The organism is Paenibacillus rubinfantis (assembly GCF_001486505.1).
In the GTDB taxonomy this organism is placed as follows: Bacteria; Bacillota; Bacilli; order Paenibacillales; family Paenibacillaceae; genus Fontibacillus; species Fontibacillus rubinfantis.
The window spans coordinates 326,322-341,431 of record NZ_LN909065.1 but is presented as its reverse complement, the minus strand read 5'-3'; the positions used below and the strand labels follow the sequence as shown (position 1 = coordinate 341,431).

Annotated in this window: 13 protein-coding genes and 2 riboswitches; of the genes, 8 read left to right on the top strand and 5 right to left on the bottom strand. The window is 54.5% G+C overall.

The genetic code is table 11. The annotated features are described in order from the left end of the window. A riboswitch (glycine riboswitch) is annotated at positions 1 to 127 on the bottom strand. Between the two features lie 3 nt (positions 128 to 130). Then, a riboswitch (glycine riboswitch) is annotated at positions 131 to 230 on the bottom strand. A gap of 245 nt (positions 231 to 475) precedes the next feature. Continuing rightward, positions 476 to 871, top strand: a complete 396-nt coding sequence (gene gcvH, locus BN3277_RS12925) for a glycine cleavage system protein GcvH (RefSeq protein ID WP_059043284.1) — start codon at positions 476 to 478, stop codon at positions 869 to 871. Between the two features lie 103 nt (positions 872 to 974). Here gcvH and mtnB read toward each other — a convergent pair whose 3' ends face one another. From mtnB to proB, 4 genes are all read right to left on the bottom strand, one after another. Then, positions 975 to 1,655, bottom strand: coding sequence for a methylthioribulose 1-phosphate dehydratase (mtnB, locus tag BN3277_RS12920; protein ID WP_059043282.1), 681 nt, complete (start codon positions 1,653 to 1,655; stop codon positions 975 to 977). Positions 1,656 to 1,738: 83 nt separating this feature from the next. Next, entirely contained in the window at positions 1,739 to 2,599 is an 861-nt protein-coding gene (gene proC / locus BN3277_RS12915; protein WP_059043280.1) for a pyrroline-5-carboxylate reductase, read from the bottom strand. A 54-nt stretch (positions 2,600 to 2,653) separates the two neighbouring features. Further along, positions 2,654 to 3,901 (bottom strand): glutamate-5-semialdehyde dehydrogenase, encoded by a 1,248-nt coding sequence (locus BN3277_RS12910; RefSeq protein WP_059043279.1) that lies wholly within the window; start codon positions 3,899 to 3,901, stop codon positions 2,654 to 2,656. 43 nt (positions 3,902 to 3,944) lie between these two features. Further along, a complete protein-coding gene (proB, locus tag BN3277_RS12905; protein ID WP_059043277.1) occupies positions 3,945 to 5,051 on the bottom strand; it encodes a glutamate 5-kinase in 1,107 nt (368 codons plus the stop codon). Between the two features lie 461 nt (positions 5,052 to 5,512). Here proB and BN3277_RS12900 point away from each other — a divergent pair, with 461 nt between their 5' ends. Next, positions 5,513 to 6,355, top strand: a complete 843-nt coding sequence (locus tag BN3277_RS12900) for a carbon-nitrogen family hydrolase (protein WP_059043275.1) — start codon at positions 5,513 to 5,515, stop codon at positions 6,353 to 6,355. Here the strand turns inward: BN3277_RS12900 and BN3277_RS12895 are convergent. Continuing rightward, positions 6,343 to 7,266, bottom strand: a complete 924-nt coding sequence (locus BN3277_RS12895; protein WP_059043274.1) for a LysR family transcriptional regulator — start codon at positions 7,264 to 7,266, stop codon at positions 6,343 to 6,345. The genes BN3277_RS12900 and BN3277_RS12895 overlap by 13 nt on opposite strands. A gap of 125 nt (positions 7,267 to 7,391) precedes the next feature. Here BN3277_RS12895 and lepB point away from each other — a divergent pair, with 125 nt between their 5' ends. The 6 genes from lepB to BN3277_RS12865 all read left to right on the top strand — a co-directional run bounded on the left by lepB (position 7,392) and on the right by BN3277_RS12865 (position 15,093). Continuing rightward, entirely contained in the window at positions 7,392 to 7,952 is a 561-nt protein-coding gene (gene lepB, locus BN3277_RS12890) for a signal peptidase I (RefSeq protein ID WP_059043271.1), read from the top strand. 176 nt (positions 7,953 to 8,128) lie between these two features. After that, entirely contained in the window at positions 8,129 to 9,058 is a 930-nt protein-coding gene (locus tag BN3277_RS12885) for an AEC family transporter (protein ID WP_059043269.1), read from the top strand. 336 nt (positions 9,059 to 9,394) lie between these two features. Next, entirely contained in the window at positions 9,395 to 10,819 is a 1,425-nt protein-coding gene (gene leuC, locus BN3277_RS12880; protein WP_059043268.1) for a 3-isopropylmalate dehydratase large subunit, read from the top strand. Positions 10,820 to 10,844: 25 nt separating this feature from the next. Beyond that, positions 10,845 to 11,444, top strand: a complete 600-nt coding sequence (gene leuD, locus BN3277_RS12875; RefSeq protein WP_059043265.1) for a 3-isopropylmalate dehydratase small subunit — start codon at positions 10,845 to 10,847, stop codon at positions 11,442 to 11,444. 460 nt (positions 11,445 to 11,904) lie between these two features. After that, positions 11,905 to 13,317 (top strand): group II intron reverse transcriptase/maturase, encoded by a 1,413-nt coding sequence (gene ltrA / locus BN3277_RS12870; protein ID WP_059041086.1) that lies wholly within the window; start codon positions 11,905 to 11,907, stop codon positions 13,315 to 13,317. A gap of 261 nt (positions 13,318 to 13,578) precedes the next feature. Further along, positions 13,579 to 15,093, top strand: coding sequence for an N-acetylmuramoyl-L-alanine amidase family protein (locus tag BN3277_RS12865; RefSeq protein ID WP_059043263.1), 1,515 nt, complete (start codon positions 13,579 to 13,581; stop codon positions 15,091 to 15,093). Positions 15,094 to 15,110: the final 17 nt, after the last annotated feature.

The window sequence follows — 15,110 nt, the reverse complement described above, 5'->3', positions numbered from 1 at the left end:
CTCTGTCCCTTGTACCTGAGAGTTACCCTGCTGGAGCGCGGAAGCTCGCACAGGTTTCCCCTTGGGTGATTCACGTGAGGTACTTAGATCACTTTATGAACTACCTCTTCGTGAATGCTCTCCAGAGTTGCGTCCGGCAGAGGTCCTTTTGCCTGAGAGATTCACCGCATCGCGGCTTGCTCCTTCGGCGTTACAATACAGCGTATTGTAATCTCTCCCCCTGCCCTCAACCGCAGCTTACACATCTCATTAATACTCAAAATTCGCGCTTATGTCAATAAAGTTATCATAATAATTTTAATATATTTCGTTAACTGGAAAAGGCTACGCTTACATTTTGATAGAGTCTATCAAATGTGTTAATAATATTGACATGAGAGCTAGGTTTGGAATAATCTGAACGTGGGAACACCAGGATCAAGTGTAAGCAAAGGGAAGAGTACGATAGATCATCCGGAAAGAGGAGGAGCTAGCCTTGGCCAGTGAGATCAGGGAAAATATTTTGTACAGCGATGAACATGAATGGGTGCTTGATTTGGGGGACGGCACGGTGAAAATCGGCATTTCCGACGTAGCCCAGCATCGGTTGGGTGACATCGTGTTTGTGGAATTGCCCGATCCGGGGCAGGCAATCGAAGCGCAGGACGGCATCGGCACGATTGAATCTGTCAAGACGGTTGCCGATTTGTTTACACCGGTGAGCGGGACTGTATTGGCGGTGAACGGAGAGCTGGACACCGCGCCGGAGCTGGTGAATGAGGAGCCTTATGACGGGGGCTGGATGGTGCATATCCGGTTGAAGGAGGATCCGAACCTCGCGCTGGCGAATTTGATGGACGCGAAGGCTTATGCGGAATTTATCGAGAGATAATTCAATTTCATCCCCATGAAAAAACTCGCGGTCCGCGTGAAAGACGGAAGCAACTTACTAAGTCAGTTGACTTCCGCCTAACGCAAGCCGCGAGTTGCTGTGTTCAGGCATTACGCCCTTTAGGGGGCAGCCGTAGGGAACGGTACAGCACTTCAAACATAAACTCCAACGCTTCCAGACGGCGCTTGGCCTCAGCGATGTTGGCCCCCCAGGCATAAATCCCGTGGTTTTGCAGCAAAAGGGCGGGGACGCGCGTATCCAGTCCGCTTGGGATTCGCCTAAGAATCGCCGGAAGCTCGGCGACATTTGGCAGAATCGGCACCCGGATTTCCGCCGCCGCCTCCCAAATCTCCAAGCTCTTGAGCAGCTCGTTTCCCTGTAGCGGGATTCCACCTTCCTCGCCAAAAAATTCACTGAGTACATTGTTAAACACGGTATGTACATGGATAATCGCGCCGCAGCCGGTCATCCGGTAGATTCTCGCATGAATCGGCATGTCGGCGCATGGCTTCAGCCGCGTCGGCTCGCAAGGCGCGCCGGAGGCATCAACAAACAACACGCCTACCGGTGGGGAAGACGCTGCGGATAACTCCGACGGCGTGTTCGTTTCGCCATCAGCCGTAACGGCAAACACAAACCGGTCCGGCGTATAACGGCCGACCCGTACCGACAAGCTCCCGCTGGAAGCGGGAAACCACCCGCGGACCGCGTATTCCTCCCGCACGCGGAGGAGGGTACCCAGCGCCGCTTGTTTTTCTTCCCATGGGATATCGACGTCGTTCATGTTGCCGTCCCCCTTTCGTACTGACCCCTAGTGCGTCGCCGATCATCAGCTCGTTGCTGCTTTGGTTTTAAACGGCAACAATTCTACAACAGCGCCTGTTTCACGGCTTCTCCCATTTCTTTCGAGCGTTCCGCAGCCCGGTGGACCGCAGCGCGAACGTTTGGCTGGAAGCTGCCGGCTTCCAGCACGCCAATCGCCGCTTGCGTTGAACCGTTCGGCGAAGTGATGTCCGCACGCAGCTTGGTTGGTGCTTCGCCGGTCTCCGCCATCATGAGGGCGGCGCCCAGCACCGTTTGCACGGTGAGTTCGCGGGATTGCTCTGCCGTTAAGCCGCCTTCGATACCGGCTTCGATCATCGCTTCCATTAGATAATAAACATATGCAGGTCCGCTCCCGGATACGCCCGTCAATATTTCCATTTGCTCTTCAGGAATGACGCTAACCATCCCAACCGCTTCAAACATCGACAGAACTTGGGCGCGCTGCTTCTCAGTCGTTTCCGGCGAGAAGGAGATTCCGGTGGCTCCGTGTCCGATGGAAGAGGAGGTGTTTGGCATCGTCCGGGCAACCGCGGCTGGGGTGCCAAGCAGAGCTTGAATGGTGTCGATGGATAAGCCGGCGATTAAGGAGACGATCAGCTGGCCCTCGCGCAAAAGCGGACCAAGACCCGACAGGGCTTCGCCGGCGTCCTTGGGTTTCATCGCCAGCACGATAATCGATGCATCCCGCAGATAGACCCGCTTGGCATCGTCATCGCCCGCCGTTTGCACCTGATAGGTTTGCGTTAAATAATCGAGCCGCTCCCGGTTCGAACGGTTCAGCATGACGATTTGGCCCGCGCCAGCAACTTGCTTATGGAGTAAGCCGCGCACGATGGCTTCGGCCATGGAGCCTGCTCCATAGAAACAGATGGTGGAGGCGGACAAAGTTGGATTTGTGTTCATAGCATAGGACCTCCGATTGGAATAGTGGATAAAAAAAGGGGGGCACCGGCCCCGTTATTGCCGGATTTGCCCGTTCCCCTGAATGATATATTTACTCGATGTGAGCGCTGCTAGCCCCATTGGTCCGCGGGCATGCAGCTTCTGAGTGCTGATGCCGATCTCTGCGCCGAAGCCAAACTCATAGCCGTCGGTAAAGCGGGTGGAGGCGTTATGATAGACCGCTGCCGCATCCACTTCCTGCTGAAACCGTTTGGCGTTGGCGCCGTCTTGGGTCACGATGCACTCCGAGTGTTTTGTGCCGTAACGGGCGATGTGTGCCATCGCTTCGTCGAGATTACGTACGATTTTGACATTGAGAATATAGTCGTTGTATTCCGTTGCAAAATCCTCGTCCGTCGCCGACACCGCCCAAGGGATCAGCGCTCTGGCAGCCTCACAGCCCCGCAGCTCGACGCCGGCTTCCTTAAAACGATTCGCCAGCTCAAGCAAGTGACGGCCAGCGAATTCTTCGTGCACCAGCAACGTTTCCATCGAATTGCACACCGAAGGCCGCTGGACTTTCGCATTTAACGCGATGTCCGTTGCCATCGCAGGATCGGCCGTGGCGTCCAAATACGTGTGGCAGACGCCGGCTCCCGTCTCGATGACCGGGACCGTGGCGTTTTGCACGACCGTTTGAATCAACGAGCTGCCGCCGCGCGGGATGACAACGTCGAGCAGTCCGTTCAGCTTCAGCATTTCGTCAACGGAAGCGCGGCTCGGATCCTCGATCAGCTGGACGGCGTCGACCGGAACTTGAGTTTCGGCGAGCGCGCCGTGGATGATCTCCACGATTTTACGGTTGGAGGACAGAGCGGAGGAGCCGCCGCGCAGCACAACGGCGTTGCCTGTTTTCAGGCATAACCCCATCGCGTCAACCGTGACGTTAGGCCGGGCTTCATAAACGATCCCGATTACACCCAGCGGGACGCGGCGTTTGACGATGTGCAGTCCGTTTGGTCGGTCGATCGTCTCCAGCACGTCCCCAACTGGATCCGGCAGCTCGGCAATTTGCCGCAGCCCTTCCGCGATGCCTTCAATCCGTTCCGGGGTTAAGGCCAGGCGATCCAGCATGGAGGAGGATGTCCCGTTGTCGCGCCCCCGCTGCAGGTCCTCCTCATTTGCGGCAAGGATGGCTTCGGTGCTGCGCACCAGCGCTTCGGCCGCCACCAACAGGGCTTCGTTTTTTTGCGCTGTCGTCAACCGATTCAGCACGGATACGGCACCGCCGGCCTGTTCTGCTTTTTGTCTCACTTCACTCATAGGTATACCTCCTTAAATCTCTGATTTTGAGATGGGTTTATATTTAAGATTTCAGCGAGATCCATTCGTCCCGGTGAATGACCTCCAGGCGATGGACGCTGTCCATTTTCTTGACAACCTCGGTGCTAGGGAGCCCGAGGATGCCGTGCAGTTGCTCGGCATCATAATTGACGATACCGCGTCCCAGCACTTCGCCGTCGGTGCTGACGACCTCTACGACATCCCCGGTATGGAAATGCCCGCTGGCGGCTTTGACGCCAACGGGAAGCAGGCTGCGGCCGCCGCGAATCAAGGCCTCTTCGGCACCGGCATCCACCGTCAGCGTCCCGATGGGGGTGGAGAAGAAGCCCAGCCATTGCTTCTTCCGTGGCAGTGCGGCGCCGTGGGCTTCGAAATAGGTGCCGTGCCCGTCCCCGCGCAAAGCGGCCATCAGATCGCCGGGGGAGGCGACCTTGCCAACGAAGACGGGAACGCCTCCCAGCGAAGCGATTTTGGCGGCGTCGATTTTCGACCGCATGCCGCCCGTTCCTACGGAAGAACCGGCGCCGCCGGCGATCGCATAGATCTGGCCGGTGATTTCCGTGACCCGTCCGATGCGAGCCGCTTTCGGGTCCAGGCGTGGATCCTTGGTGTATAGACCGTCCATATCGGTCAGGATCAGCAGGTGATCGGCGCGGATCAGGTTGGCGACGAGGGCCGAAAGCGTATCGTTGTCGCCGAACTTCAACTCATCCAGCGACACGGTGTCGTTCTCGTTAATGATCGGCAGCACGTTTCGCTTCAACAGCTCTTCGATCGCCATGCTGGCGTTGCCCGTCCGCTTGCGATTCTGGAAATCCGACCGAGTTAGGAGCACCTGGGCAGCGGAGACTCTGTGATGGGCCAACTCTTCGCGATAGGCCTGCATCAGCAGCGCTTGACCCACGGCAGCTGAGGCTTGTTTCTCGTGTAGCAGCTTGGGCCGTTCGGGGTAGCCGATTTCACGGAAACCGGCGGCAACCGCGCCGGAGGTTACAAGCAACGGTTGATATCCAGCCTGAATCAGCCCGGCCAATTCGGTCGCGAAATAGGCGACCGCCTCCCGGTTTAATCCTCCTTCGGACGATGTCAGCGAACTGCTGCCGATTTTGACGACGATGCGTCGCAGCATGGGGATCACTCCTAAACGATAGATAAAATAAAAAAACTTCCGCCTTTGCATGCAAAGGACGAAAGTTTTGACTTCCGCGGTACCACCTTTATTGATGAGATGAGCTCATCCAACTCGAATGCCCGGTAACAGCGGGCGCTGTCCAGCTTGTTCGGCCGGCCGCTCGGGGATAGGGTTCGGAAAGGGCAAGCTTGTAAATTCTTTCAGCCGGTGGAATTTACTCTCTGGATCGCCGCATTCTTTCGTACTGGTCCCGTCATTGCGTTTCCATCATATCCGTAAAAGGGTCTCATTTAATGTTAGCATACCATGCGTTTCTCCCCAATGCAAAGGAAACCCGCCAAGAAACCGCGTAAGAACCGCATCCGCCCGCGGTGCCTTTCTTCTTGCGCAACCGTTAAGGCACCGCTATGATGAGACACAAGGAAGTCTAAGCGCGAACGAAAGGCGGAGATCAAGCGATGGATCAATCGATAAATCAATCGTCGAATCCAACGATTCGCCAAGCGGCTCCATGGCGGATTGCCTTAATCCAATGCGATATCGCTTTAGGCGAACCCGGAGTGAACCGGGCCAAGCTGGAGTTGGCAATGGAACGGGCGGCGAGCGCCGGGGAGAAGCCGGACGTCATCCTGTTGCCAGAGCTGTGGAATACGGGATACGCCTTAACGGAAATCGGAGAAATCGCCGATCCGGAAGGGCGGGATAGCCGGGAGTGGTTGGCTGCTTTTGCACGCCGCCATGGCATTCATGTGGTAGGCGGTTCCATCGCTGAAAACCGCGGCGGTCAGGTGTATAACACGATGCTCGTATTCAATCGCAGCGGTGTAGAGGTTGCCGCTTATTCCAAAATTCATTTGTTTCGACTGATGGAGGAGGAGAAGTATCTGCAACCGGGAGGGCAGAGCATGATTTTTGAGCTGGACGGCCAGCAGGCCGGAGCGATGATCTGCTACGACATTCGCTTTCCGGAGTTGGCCCGCAGTCTGGCCCTCCGGGGCGCCAAGCTGCTGTTTGTGGCAGCGGAATGGCCGCAGCCTCGGCTCAACCATTGGCGCACCCTGCTCACCGCACGAGCTATTGAGAATCAGATGTACGTGATTGCCTGTAATCGGACGGGAACAAGCGGCGGCGATGAATTTTTTGGCCATTCGATGATCATCGACCCTTGGGGCGAAATCGTAGCCGAAGGCGGCGAAGGGGAGGATATCGTCACCGGAATTATCGATCTCACGCTGGTCGATCAAGTCCGCCGCCGCATTCCCGTCTTTGCCGACCGCCGGCCGCAGCTTTATGAATGGTAAAGCGATTGGCGATGCTCCATCGTCGCCTTAAATGTCTCGATGAAGGCCTCGGCGGCCTTGGACAGATAGCGGCCTTTGCGATAGGCGATGACCAGCGTCCGGCTTGGGGCGGGGGCGGCGAGAGGCAAATAAGCGGGGATCAGCTCGCTGCGTTTGGCCCGGGCGATAAACCGCGGTACAAGCGTAATTCCCATGCCAGCCGCGACGAGCGACTGTACGGTTTCGATGTTGTTGCTCTCGAATACCACGTTGGGTTCGAACCCGGCGCTTCGGCACAATTCAACGGTCAGCTTGCGGAAGCCTTGGCCTTTTTTGAGTACGATAAACGGTTCCTCCTGAAGCTGAGCTAACTCGACTCCCCGCTCCTGCACTCCGGGATGCGTCGCCAGCGGGTGGTTGGGCGGAACGGCCAAATCAATGATCTCCTCGCCGATCGGCACGTAAGAGAGGGAAGGCTCCTGCAACGGCAAGGAAAGCAGGCTGAGATCGGTGCCGCCGCCAGCTGTAAGCTTCTCCAGGTTAAGTGATGTGTCTTCCAGCAGGGTCACTTGAATATCCGGATAGCTCTCCTTAAACGCCGGAAGCACGTAAGGCAGCAGGTGGGAACCGGTAATCGGCATGCTCCCAACGACGACGCGGCCCGCTCTTAGCTGGGAGATGTCGTCCATTTCCTGCCGGAGCTCGGCGACGGCGTCCATGATTTTTTGCGCATGCGCGATAAAACTGGCTCCAGCATAGGTCAGCTCAACCGTGCTCGTATTGCGCTGGAACAGCTTCACCCCAAGCTCCTGCTCCAGCTTGGACAACTGCTGGCTTAGCGACGGTTGGGCGATGTGGAGCTTGTCAGCGGCGCGGGAGAAATTTTTTTCCTCGGCAATTTGCAAGGTGTATTGAAGTTGACGAAGTTCCATGTGATTAACCCCTTTGTATCTTATAAGTAGAACCTATAAGCTCACTATATCATATAGATGTTTGTCTTGGCATATCGTTTGCCCTTATAATAGAGACAAACATCAAGTGGGTGGAGGTAAATCGCTTGAAACGGAAAAAATGGTGGAAAGAGATCGGCGGCTGGAGCTTCTCGATCGCCCTCGGGTTTGTGCTTAGCATGATCATCGGCATTTTTATCATTCAACCCTATAAAGTAGACGGACATTCAATGGAACCAACCTTAAACGACAATCAGCGCATTTATGCCTGGAAGTTTACGCATGTGCTGGAGAAGCTGCCGGCCTATGGCGACATCGTCATTATCGACAGCCGTGTCGACCGGAGCCGCACGTTCTGGGACGACGTGAAGGAGCATCCGATCATTACCTGGCTGTCCGGCGAGGAAGAAGAGGGTGTGTTTTACGTCAAACGCGTTATCGGCTTGCCAGGAGACACGATCGAAGTGAAGGACGGGCACGTGTTCCGCAATGGACAACAGCTGCAGGAGCCCTACATCAAGGAGCAGATGGATGCCGGCGTCGCACAGGTCTGGCAAGTGCCGGACAACCACGTATTCGTGATGGGAGATAACCGGAACAACAGCAACGATAGCCGAAGCATCGGGCCGGTGCCGCTCGATCATGTGATGGGAATCGATTCGTTTTAAATCCGAAAGAAATGGAGCAATCCGAAGTCCGAGAAGGTTCTCGGCCGGGTTGCTCTTTTTTATGGGGCTTGGGGTAGGATATAGGTTTTGTCTATCAAACATATTGCTTTCTGGTCTTGGACGATGGATTTATCCGCCGTTAAAATAGGAGGCAATTCAAAAAAGGGGGTGCCGTCATGCTCCAAACGGTCGTTGCAACGCTGCTTGGCGTCCTTGTGCCGCTGTCGGTTCCGGTAGCCGCCGGGGCGCTGCTGGCCCGGTTTCGCACCTGGGATACGAAGCCTCTGCTCACGTTGTATTTATACGTGCTAAGTCCGGCCATTATCTTCGACACGTTGCGAAATGCTCATATCTCGATGGATGAGCTATTCAGCACGATCGGCTTCGCCCTCGTTAACCTCCTGCTGATGTGGGGAACCGCCAAAGCGATCGGGAGTATCGCTCGGCTGGATTCGACGGAGCAAGCCGGCCTGACGTTGATCTCCACCTTAACCAACAGCGCCAATTACGGACTGCCGCTCGTGTTGCTGGCCTTTGGCCAACTGGGCTTAGATAAAGCTTCAGTATACGTCATCACGCAGATGATCATCGTAAATACGGTAGGGGTTTATTTTGCGGCGCGATCCCGGTTTTCCGTCCCAAGTGCGGTGAAATCCGTGTTTACCCTGCCGGCGGTTTATGCGGCGGCGCTGGCTGTGTTTCTGAAATGCTTTGGGCTGCACCTGACCGCCGGGCTGGAGCAGGGCATTTCCATGGTAGCGGATGCTTATTCGCCGGTGGTGCTGACGATCTTAGGCGCGCAAATGGTGAAGGTGGGCCGTCCGGAGGCTAAGCAGGTGAGGCCTGCCGCATTCTGGTCAGGTACGGTAATCCGCTTGCTACTGGCGCCGCTCATCGCTTTTGGGGCATTAAAGCTGCTGGGCATTTCGGGCTTGTTGTTTTCCGTCCTGTTTATTCAAGCCTCCATGCCGGTCGCGGTCAATGCCGTGGTGCTGGCCGAGCGGTTTGACGCCGCCCCCGGGCTGGTGTCCAAGTGTATCGTTTGGACCACGCTGGCTTCCTTCCTGACACTTACGGCGTTGATCGTGCTCGTCCAGGCCACATGATTAATGTGAGGCCAGACAGCCTGGGGGGTTGAGCTGACGATCGAATCCAACGCATCCATGTTTCCCCCATCGGTATAGGGAGTCGAGAAGAGCTAGTAGAATCGGTAGGCTCATCTGCCGAGAAATCAAGATCGCTCTGCGGGGCGGATTGGTGAAATGGCCGTCCGCCTTTTTTTGCGCTGCTTATAAGTTAAACCTATTACATTTATAGTTATTATATCTTGGAACAATGAATAGGATCATGTTATATTGAATTCAATCTTCAAGGCCGGAGGGAACAGCAACTCCTGCTTCCGCCTTGATCAATGTACGAATCCTTTAGTGGGGTGAATGAATATGAGCAGCAAAAAGACCATGTACGAGAAAATTTGGGATCAACACGTCATTTATCAAGAGGAGGGCAAACCAAGCATCCTCTATATCGACCTGCACCTGGTGCATGAGGTAACGTCTCCGCAGGCGTTTGAGGGGCTTCGCCTTAGCGGCCGCAAGGTACGTCGTCCGGAATTAACCTTCGCTACAATGGACCATAACGTTCCAACGAAAGATCGGTTTAACATCTCCGATCCGATCTCCAAGCAGCAGATTGATACGTTGTCTCAAAACTGCCGCGATTTCGGCGTTACATTGTACGATCTGGATACGATTGACCAGGGCGTAGTGCACGTCATGGGACCGGAGCTGGGGCTAACCCATCCAGGGAAAACAATCGTTTGCGGCGACAGCCATACGTCCACGCACGGTGCGTTTGGCGCACTTGCTTTCGGGATCGGCACAAGTGAGGTTGAGCACGTCTTGGCAACCCAATGTCTGCAGCAAGCGAAAGCGAAAACGTTGGAAGTTCGTTTTGTCGGCAAACGCAAACCGGGCGTTACCGCGAAGGATATGATCCTCGGCGTCATCGCCAAATACGGCACCGACTTCGCTACCGGCTATGTAATCGAATATACCGGGGAAGCGATCCGCGAGCTGTCGATGGAAGAGCGGATGACGGTCTGCAACATGTCGATCGAAGCTGGAGCGAGAGCCGGCTTAATCGCGCCGGACGAAACGACGTTTAACTATCTGCGTGGCCGCGAGCATGTACCGCAAGGCGCGGCGTTTGAGCAAGCCGTAGCGGAATGGAAGCAACTGGCCTCCGACGAAGGTGCGGTTTACGATCGCGTCGTTGAATTTGACGTCGATTCGTTGATCCCGCAGGTTACCTGGGGAACGAGCCCAGGGATGGGTACAGATATCAACGGAACGGTGCCGAATCCGGCCGATTTCGCATCGGATAATGAACGGAAAGCTGCCGAGAAGGCGCTGGAATACATGGGCTTAACGCCAGGCACGCCGATGACGAATATCGCGATCGACTATGTCTTTATTGGTTCCTGTACAAACGGCCGGATCGAAGACCTCCGTGCAGCAGCGGAAATCGCCAAAGGCTACAAGGTTTCGGACAAAGTTACGGCGATCGTCGTTCCCGGTTCGGGCCGCGTAAAGCTGCAAGCGGAAGAAGAAGGGCTCGACAAGGTATTTAAGGAAGCGGGTTTTGAATGGCGTGATGCAGGCTGCAGCATGTGCCTCGCGATGAATCCCGACGTCCTGCAACCGGGACAACGGTGCGCCTCTACCTCTAACCGTAACTTTGAAGGACGGCAAGGGCGCGGCGGCAGAACGCACCTGGTTTCTCCAGCCATGGCGGCTGCAGCGGCGATCAAAGGTCATTTCGTCGACGTGCGCGAATGGGAAATCAAAAGCGAAGTCCTGAGCTAATCAAGGGAAAAGGGGAGAATCGACGATGGAAGCATTTGTGAAACATACCGGTGTCGTAGGTCCGGTGGACCGCGTAAACGTGGATACCGATGCCATTATACCAAAGCAATTTTTGAAGCGGATCGAGCGTTCTGGATTTGGTCAGTTCCTGTTCTATGAATGGAGATTTGACACGGAAGGGAACGTGAACCCTGAGTTCGAATTAAACCAACCTCGTTACGAAGGGGCGTCCGTGCTCATCTCGCGCGTCAACTTCGGCTGCGGCTCCTCCCGGGAGCATGCACCGTGGGCAATTCTGGATTACGGCTTCCGCTGTGTGATCGCGCCGTCTTTTGCGGATATTTTCTATAACAACTGCTTTAAGAACGGCATCCTGCCGATTAAACTGTCCGAAGAGCAAGTCGAAGAGCTGTTCCAGCGGACGGCGGCGCATGAAGGCTACAAGCTGACGGTGGATTTGGAGCAAAAAACGATCACCGACGAGTACGGCTTGAACTTAAGTTTTGATCTGGATGAGCATCGCCGCCAGTTTTTGCTGCAAGGCTTGGACGACATCGGCTTGACGCTCCAGCATGAAGATTTGATTTCGGCTTACGAGAAGAAAAAGTTCGCGAATTTGGCCTAAACCGCCTGAGTTAGAGGGAAAGTCCCGGCTGCGATAAGCAGTCGGGGCTTTTTTTGGTGCGCCACGCATGGCGCGTAGCTAGGCGGTGAAAGTCCGCTATGGGGGCTGGCAGTTGCCAACCATTAGCCAAGAGCAAGGGTGTCCATCGTGAGGTGGAATCTGAAGGAAGCTGGAGGCAAAGTCCCGGCCTGAGGAACACGAATCGCATCAGGCATCCAAAGTGGGATGAGTCTGCTAAACAAGACGAAATCCAATAAACTGCACGGACACGCGGATGTAAATGCGGCGGGTATACGGGATGAAAGTTACGCGTCTTACCGTGGGAGGTCTCATGGACGTGAGGAGATGAATTTCAAATCATGGTTGAAACAAGATTTATCATGAGAAGTCAGCAGACGCCATAGTACCTCGGTTAGTCGACAACTTGAGGGAAGGGCTGAACCTAAGGAGGTGTGGGTTAATGAATGGTACCGAAACAGGAGTCAAGTGCAGCCAACTTCGAAGAGAAGGCTCGACGCAAAACGTACATGCGGAACATGGAGAATATGCGGGAGCGCACAGTCCTGAGCGGATACCTGAAACCGACAGCACCGACGCAACCGAGTCGAAGGACGAGTTGCTTGAGAAAATCGTTAGCAGAGACAACATGAACGAAGCGTTCAAGCGGGTCAAAACTAACAAAGGATCTCACGGAATCGACGGGATGGGAGTAGATGAACTTCTACAATATCTCCGAGAGAACGGAGAAACCATCAAGGAATCCATTCTGGACGGAACCTACCGTCCGAATCCTGTTCGAAGGGTAGAAATCCCGAAAGAGAACGGAAAGAAGAGAAACCTGGGAATTCCTACGGTTGTTGACCGAGTTATCCAACAGGCGATCGCTCAAGTGCTTACCCCGATCTACGAAAAACAGTTTTCGGAGAACAGTTTCGGATTCCGACCCAAGAGAAGCGCACATAACGCTATTCAGAGAAGCCAATCAAACATCGAAGAAGGGTACAAATACGTGGTCGATATGGACTTGGAGAAATTCTTTGACACCGTTAACCAAAGCAAATTGGTGGAAGTCTTATCCCGAACCATTAAAGACGGGCGGGTCATCTCGCTCATCCACAAGTACCTGAAAGCCGGCGTTGTCGTGAAGCACCGCTTCGAGGATACGGAAATCGGCGTACCGCAAGGGGGCAATCTGAGTCCAATTCTCAGCAACATTATGCTGAACGAACTGGACAAGGAACTGGAAAGCCGCGGGCACCGCTTCGTGCGCTATGCGGACGATCTCCTGATCTTCAACAAAAGCAAAAGGAGCGCGGAACGGACACTGGAGAACATTCTTCCCTTCATTGAAAAGAAGTTGTTTCTCAAAGTGAACCGGGAAAAGACAGTGGTGGACGAGGCGTGGAAGGTTAAATTTCTTGGGTTCTCCTTCTACAAAAGGAAAGGAGAGACACGAGTCCGCATTCATCCGAAATCCGCTGCCAAGATGAAAGCCAAAGTAAAGGAGCTCACGTCCAGAAGCAACGGGATGGGAAATGAAGAACGAGCCGAAAAGCTTAGACGCTACATCATGGGGTGGATCAACTACTACAAAATAGCGGATATGAAAAGTATGCTCCAATCCACGGATGAATGGATGAGAAGGCGGATTCGCATGATCTTCTGGAAGCAGTGGAAACGAGTGAGGACGAAATTCGAGAAACTGCAATCGCTCGGAATCCAAGGACAAAAAGCATGGGAATACGCAAACACGAGAAAGGGCTACTGGAGAATCTCCAATAGCCCCGTCCTCTCGAAGTCCCTCGGAAATAACACCCTCAAGGGCTTAGGATTTCTCTTCTTCTCGGATTATTATCGACAAGTAACTGCGTAAACTTAGGAACCGCCGTATACCGAACGGTACGTACGGTGGTGTGGGAGGTCGGCTACTCAATTAATGGGTAGCCTCCTACCCGATTCAATCTATGAAAATATGAGTCTATCAGGGCTGCGCTTTTTCTGATATTATGGAAGTAATTAGCAGCGTTTTGGGGAAGTTGGCGTTTACAAAAGGTTACGGTGCCGAAAGGCAAGGCGTATCCGCCAATGAAGTTCTTGATTCGGCAAAATACGAGGGTGGGGTAGGGATTAACGAATGAAGAAGCTTGGCTTGATGATGTTTATGTTGGTTGGCTTGCTGGTTTTTCCGGGATTGGCAAAAGACGCCTTCGCGGCCTCATCGGAATCCTCCGGGACGCATATTATCCTTGACGGTCAGGAGTTGCAGCAGCCTGCCGGGGCCCAGGCCGGTATCGTGGGAGGCAACGTGATGGTGCCGCTGCGCGTGGTTGCCGAAGGTCTTGGGTACCAGGTGGCCTGGGAGAAGAAGAGCGGGACGATAACGATCTCGCAGGAGGGGACGGAGCTCAAGCTGACGCTTGGCCAAACTACGGCTACGGTCGGCGGTCAGACGGTTAAGCTGAACAGCGCTCCTTATCTGCAGGAGGACTCAACGCTTGTACCGCTGCGTTTTGTCAGTGAACAGATGGGGATGCAGGTCAGTTGGGATAATGCGACGAAATCCGCGTATTTGACCAGTCCTGCAGGCGGTTCCGACGGCGGCGTCGTTCCGGGTAATGTAAGTCAAGCTCCTGATCAGGGAACCCCTAACAGCGTTCCGGCAGGGCAACCGGCGACGGGGGATAATCATACATACGTTCCGGGAGCATCAACTGGGGGTTCCATCGAGAATTCCACTGCGTTCATCGAAGGCATCAGCTTCAGCGAAAATCGCTTGATGTTGGCTGTTTCCGGCAGTGTAACGCCAAACGTGTTTAAAATGACCGGCCCCGATCGGCTTGTTGTTGATATTCCAAACGCCGATTTTGCGTCGACCTTTGGCGAAATTCATCCTTTGGACGTCACACAGATGGGGCAGTTTGCAGTCAGCGACTATCCGGACGTATCTCAGATCCGATACTCTCTGTTTAGTACGGCTCCGTCAACGGTACGGATCGTGATAGATTTGAATCGGAGCGTGGAGTTTACGGTAACCAACCTTGACGACGGTCTGATAACCGTTGACTTAACTCAAGGGGCTGCCGTTCCGGGGAATAGCTTGGGCGGAAACGGCCGTCCGGTCGTCGTGATCGACGCGGGGCATGGCGGAAGCCAACCGGGTGCGATCAGTATCACCAAGAAACAGGAGAAAGAATTTACCCTGGCGGTAGCGCTGAAAGTTGAGGCGTTGCTTCGGCAGGAAGCTAATTTAGATGTGGTTATGACGCGTACGACCGATGTTACGATGTCACTGCAAGACCGGGTGAAGGTTGCAAATGATCTAGGGGCTTCAGTGTTCGTCTCGATTCATGGGAACAGCATCGATCCGCCAAGTAACCCCAGCGGTTCGGAAACGTATTACACTCGGGACGAAAGCATCCCGCTCGCGAATGTGATGCACCGGCATTTGGTCACAGCGACGGGGCTGGCAGACCGGGGAGTTCGGAAGAGCAGTCTGCACGTCACCCGGGAAACGAAAATGCCGGCTGTCCTGCTGGAAGTCGGATACCTTAGCAACAAAAACGATGCAAACCTGATGTATACTGAGGAATTCCAACAGCGTGTTGCAGAAGGTGTTGCCGCGGGTATTAAAGAATATCTGGGCCTATGACAGAACGCAGAGGCCGA

Bases quoted from the DNA above. Each gene is read 5' to 3' on its own strand.
- mtnB (WP_059043282.1), bottom strand. From the start codon at position 1,655: ATGAACGACGTCGATATCCCATGGGAAGAAAAACAAGCGGCGCTGGGT.
- proC (WP_059043280.1), bottom strand. From the start codon at position 2,599: ATGAACACAAATCCAACTTTGTCCGCCTCCACCATCTGTTTCTATGGA.
- BN3277_RS12910 (WP_059043279.1), bottom strand. From the start codon at position 3,901: ATGAGTGAAGTGAGACAAAAAGCAGAACAGGCCGGCGGTGCCGTATCC.
- proB (WP_059043277.1), bottom strand. From the start codon at position 5,051: ATGCTGCGACGCATCGTCGTCAAAATCGGCAGCAGTTCGCTGACATCG.
- BN3277_RS12900 (WP_059043275.1), top strand. From the start codon at position 5,513: ATGGATCAATCGATAAATCAATCGTCGAATCCAACGATTCGCCAAGCG.
- BN3277_RS12895 (WP_059043274.1), bottom strand. From the start codon at position 7,266: ATGGAACTTCGTCAACTTCAATACACCTTGCAAATTGCCGAGGAAAAA.
- BN3277_RS12885 (WP_059043269.1), top strand. From the start codon at position 8,129: ATGCTCCAAACGGTCGTTGCAACGCTGCTTGGCGTCCTTGTGCCGCTG.
- leuC (WP_059043268.1), top strand. From the start codon at position 9,395: ATGAGCAGCAAAAAGACCATGTACGAGAAAATTTGGGATCAACACGTC.
- leuD (WP_059043265.1), top strand. From the start codon at position 10,845: ATGGAAGCATTTGTGAAACATACCGGTGTCGTAGGTCCGGTGGACCGC.
- ltrA (WP_059041086.1), top strand. From the start codon at position 11,905: ATGAATGGTACCGAAACAGGAGTCAAGTGCAGCCAACTTCGAAGAGAA.
- BN3277_RS12865 (WP_059043263.1), top strand. From the start codon at position 13,579: ATGAAGAAGCTTGGCTTGATGATGTTTATGTTGGTTGGCTTGCTGGTT.